Below are 1548 nucleotides of genomic sequence, written 5' to 3' on the forward strand. Positions count from 1 at the left end.
ACTTGGGACTTAAGACTAACCAAACGATGCAAAACATCATCCTAAGTAAAAGTAATAAGCATATAAATGGCACGGTAAACCTTACCGGGTCGAAAAGTGAATGTAACCGCGCACTTATTATCGAAGCGCTAAGCAACGGTAAAGTGAAGGTGGAAAATGTTTCTGATGCGGCTGATGCTGTGTTATTAGCAGGGATTTTAAGGAAGAGCCAAGAATCAAGAGTCAAAAATCAAGAGGTATTGGCAGATAACAGCGGCGAACCACTCACCGCTCACCACTCACCGCTCACCACTGTTGACATCGGCCCTGCCGGCACGGCTATGCGCTTTTTGACTGCCTTTTATGCCATACAGGATGATGAAGTAATGTTAACCGGCAGCAAAAGGATGAAGGAAAGGCCAATAGGTGTATTGGTTGATGCGTTACGGGAACTGGGAGCCCATATTGATTATGAAGAAAAAGAGGGCTACCCTCCTATAAAACTAAAAGGCAATTTCGGGCAGCTCACTCGTAAGATCAGTATTAAAGGTAACATCAGCAGTCAATATATTACGGCCCTGTTACTCATCGCTGCCCGATTGCCTTTGGGCTTGGAATTACATATTGAGGGTGAACTAACTTCGCGCCCATATGTTGAAATGACTTTAGCGATGTTGCAAAGTGCAAATATACAGCACGTTTGGACTGATAATGTCATTTCAATACCAAATCAGGATTTTGCAACAACATCATTACACGTTGAACCAGATTGGAGTGCAGCATCATACTGGTATGCCATTGCAGCTTTAGCGGACGAAGCCGAACTTTTACTTACCGGGTTAACACCTTATAGCCTGCAGGGCGATAGTGTGATCACCGAGATCATGGCTAACTTTGGGATCACATCGCAATTTAAAGATGGCGGTGTACATTTATTGAAAGAAGCAAAGCCTTTAAGCCGTAAAATATTTGACATGAAGGAATGCCCGGACCTGGCGCAAACCGTTATTGTTGTGTGCGCGGCATTGGGTCACGAAGCTACATTTACAGGCCTTGAAACGCTAAAGATCAAGGAAACCGACCGTATTTTGGCACTACAAACCGAACTTGCAAAAATGGGTGTTAAACTAATTGAAAAAGGCCAGGTTTATAAACTGGATTGCAGTGAAAAGTTTATCCCCGAACGCATGTTTATCAATACTTATCATGATCACCGTATGGCTATGGCTTTTGCACCGCTGGCACTTATTATTCCTCAACTGGAATTTGAGAACGGCCCGGTAGTTGACAAATCATATCCGGCTTTCTGGACTGACCTGGAAAAGCAAGGATTTACTGTGGAAGCGGTAGAAGGTTAAAGGCAAAAGGCGAGAGTCTTAATCGTAAACACATAAACCAAGCGCCGGCTTGTAAAATCGGCGAAAGACTTACGAGGTTTAACTCGATAATATTGTTTTTAGCCTCATTGATGGCTTCGCCGTTTTAAAACTTCGTAAGTCTGGATTCTAAAAACCACAAACCATAAAACCAGCCGTCATTGCGAGGCACGAAGCAATCCCATACTTACAA

Annotated in this window: 1 protein-coding gene; it reads left to right on the top strand. The window is 43.5% G+C overall.

The annotated features are described in order from the left end of the window. Positions 1 to 26 precede the first annotated feature (26 nt). On the top strand, positions 27 to 1337 hold the full coding sequence (gene aroA / locus AC1DPZ_RS26980; protein ID WP_477409319.1) for a 3-phosphoshikimate 1-carboxyvinyltransferase: 1311 nt from the start codon (positions 27 to 29) through the stop codon (positions 1335 to 1337). The last annotated feature ends 211 nt before the right edge of the window (positions 1338 to 1548 follow it).

This window comes from Mucilaginibacter sp. P4_G9 (assembly GCF_056400985.1).